Raw genomic sequence first — 2,644 nt, 5'->3', positions numbered from 1 at the left:
GTACTTGGGAACGCGCAGGTTCTCCACCGCGTAGCCAAGGTTCCTGAGGGCGTTTCCTATGACCCTTCCTTCCGGGTCGTTGAGACCTTCCTTAAGGCGAACGATGACGGTAACCTTCCACCTCATTTCAACCACCTCACGTGACTACCTTCTCAAGCTCGTCCAGCTCAAGGGCGCGCTTTATCTCAAGCGCCACCCTCCTTCCGGTGCTCATCGGCTTTCTCCAGAGGGCGTTTCCATATGGGTGTCCCATCGCCATGTGAATGTTCGTTCCTCCTCCCGTCCTTGGAGCGACGTCGTAGATGTAGAAGTTGAGATCTTTGTCAACGGCCGTTTGGAGTGTGAATGGTCCAATAACACCGGGCGAGTAGTACTTCTTTGCAGCCTCCACATAGCGCTCGGCCATGTCGAAGACCTTCTCAAGGAGGGACTCCCTCAAAGTGGAGCTCGCGTGGCCGCAAACGGTGTATTCAGGCTCAAACTGGTGCTCCTGGAGGGTTAACTGCTGAGAGGCGGGCAATCTAACATGTCCATCCAAGCTCGTCTCAAAGCGCCAGTCAATCCCCAAAAGCTCAATCTCTTCATCAATGGGTGAGTAGAAGAAGTCAAAGTTGAAGACTGGTCCGATGATGTACTTTTCAATCCTCGCTTTGGCTAAATCTTCCTCCGTGATTACTCCATGCTTCATTAGCTTCTCCGCCTTTTCCCGAAACTCTTTGTAGCTCGCAGCGGTGAAGAAGCCGCGCTCAAGCCTTTTCTTTGCGTGAGGGAGCTTAACAATTACAAGCTCGTTTATGTCCTCTGGCTTAACAGGCTCTGGATAAGGTAAGCCGGCTTTCTCCAAAAGCCAGTAATAGCTCTTTTCCTCACTCCTTTCCTCGCTCCTCAATAGATTTCTGCTCCCAAAGAGCGGCACCAAAAAGTCGTTTTCAACTTTATCAATGCCAGTATAAACCACAAAGGAGCGGTTGGGAATGAAGATAACGTTCTTCTTCCTCAGCTCTTCTTGAATATCGATGATTTTGCCGAACTTCTCCAAAATTATTACCTCATCGATGAAGCCTTTCCTTAGGCCGTCCTTCGTCTTCTTAAGCTTGAAGTATTCTGCATAAGTTTTGTGCCTGCCTTTCTGGGACACGATGAGCGTCTTAAAACCCTCTTCTTTAGCGCCATCTGCTATATCCAAAGCTGAATGACTGCCAATTGCTCCAATAATTATGTTTCCCTTATCGTAATTCTTCAAAACTTCCAAAATTTGCTCTCTTTCAATCATTTCATTCCCCCCTAATCTCCTTCATAATCCTAACCCTCTTCTCGAGGCTTTCTTTGGTTCCCACATCAGCGCGGTAGAAAATCTCGCCCCTGACGTGCTTTATTCCTGCGGATGCAATCCTTTCCGCCTCTTCCAGAGAATCGGCGATTCCAACGACTGCCAGAGCTCTCGAACCGAGCATCCTGAAGTTCTCGTCTATTGATGCATAGTAAACTTTAGCCCCTTCTTCTCTGATTTTATCCTCGCTGATTTCAACGTTTACTCCCTTTATTGGATCAGTGGGATAGCCCTTAGGTGCTACATACTTCACAACGGTGGCTTTCTTCTCAAATTCGGCCTTTTTGAGTGCTCCATCAACTATCCCCTCTGCAATTTCGAGGAGAGAAGTTTTTAGAATCGGAAGGACGTTCATCGCCTCCGGGTCTCCAAAGCGGGCGTTGAACTCAATTATCTTCGGCTCATCTTTGGCAAGCATGAACTGGCCGTAGAGGATGCCTTTATATGGAATCCCTTCTTTACGCATCGCGTCGATAGTCTTTTTGAGCGTTTCAAAGGCCTTTTCGTAATCTTCCTTTGATACAAATGGCAACAAATGGTTTTCACAGGAATATGACCCCATTCCTCCGGTTATTGGTCCAACATCGCCCTCATATGCATGGGGATAATCCTGGGCTAATGGCATGGGTATTACTCTCTTTCCATCCGTGAAAACTTGAAATGTAAACTCTACCCCATCCGTCCTTTCTTCGACTAAAACTCTCCCATCCTTTTCGATGAGCGCCTTTGCGTACTCCTTTGCCTCTTCATTATCCTTAAGTTGATAGCCTACAACCTTAACACCTTTCCCGCCTGTCAGCCCCAGGGGCTTTACAACAACGGGCTTTCCGAAATCATTGATCCATGACCGCATTTCACTGACATCATCAAAGACTTTGAAGAGTTTCCTCCCGGGAATTTCATGTTTCTCCATCAATGCTCGGGCAAATGCTTTATTGGTCTCAAGCTGGGCAGCTTCTTTTGAGGGACCAACTGTAGGGATTCCATTCTCCTCAAGGGTGTCCACAATGCCTTTCTCCAAAGGTGTCTCGGGTCCTATGAAAGCAATCTCAATCCCCCATTTTAAAGCGAGATCAAGAACCTTCTGAACATCTGTTTCCTTTGCAAGTCCGTATTCATAAGCTACTCTCCTAATTCCTGGATTTAGATGCTTTGCCACCACGTAGAGTTCTGAATCCTTCGAAAGGGCTTCAGCAATTGCACTCTCTCTTCCACCTGCACCAACTAACAAAACGCGCATGATCTTCACCATAAATTTGTTAAAATTTATCATTTTTAAGCTTTGTTTTAACATTTAAATGATAAAATTTATAA

Annotated in this window: 3 protein-coding genes; all 3 read right to left on the bottom strand. The window is 46.6% G+C overall.

The features are described from left to right. Window positions 1-126, bottom strand: a 126-nt coding sequence (locus ACXJGZ_RS02575) for a phosphoribosylformylglycinamidine synthase subunit PurS (protein ID WP_456398237.1), incomplete at its 3' end; no start/stop codon positions are given. A gap of 10 nt (window positions 127-136) precedes the next feature. After that, window positions 137-1,273, bottom strand: a complete 1,137-nt coding sequence (locus ACXJGZ_RS02570) for a formate--phosphoribosylaminoimidazolecarboxamide ligase family protein (protein WP_456398235.1) — start codon at window positions 1,271-1,273, stop codon at window positions 137-139. Window position 1,274: 1 nt separating this feature from the next. Beyond that, window positions 1,275-2,570: a phosphoribosylamine--glycine ligase gene (gene purD / locus ACXJGZ_RS02565; RefSeq protein ID WP_456398236.1), complete on the bottom strand. Its 1,296-nt coding sequence runs from the start codon at window positions 2,568-2,570 to the stop codon at window positions 1,275-1,277. Window positions 2,571-2,644: the final 74 nt, after the last annotated feature.

The sequence above is a fragment of the Palaeococcus sp. (in: euryarchaeotes) genome, from assembly GCF_053987695.1.
The sequence above is the reverse complement of the archived record's forward strand: the minus strand, read 5'-3'. Positions and strand labels throughout refer to the sequence as shown.

Coding starts and splice junctions, on each gene's coding strand:
- ACXJGZ_RS02570 (WP_456398235.1), bottom strand. CDS start 1,273: ATGATTGAAAGAGAGCAAATTTTGGAAGTTTTGAAGAATTACGATAAG.
- purD (WP_456398236.1), bottom strand. CDS start 2,570: ATGCGCGTTTTGTTAGTTGGTGCAGGTGGAAGAGAGAGTGCAATTGCT.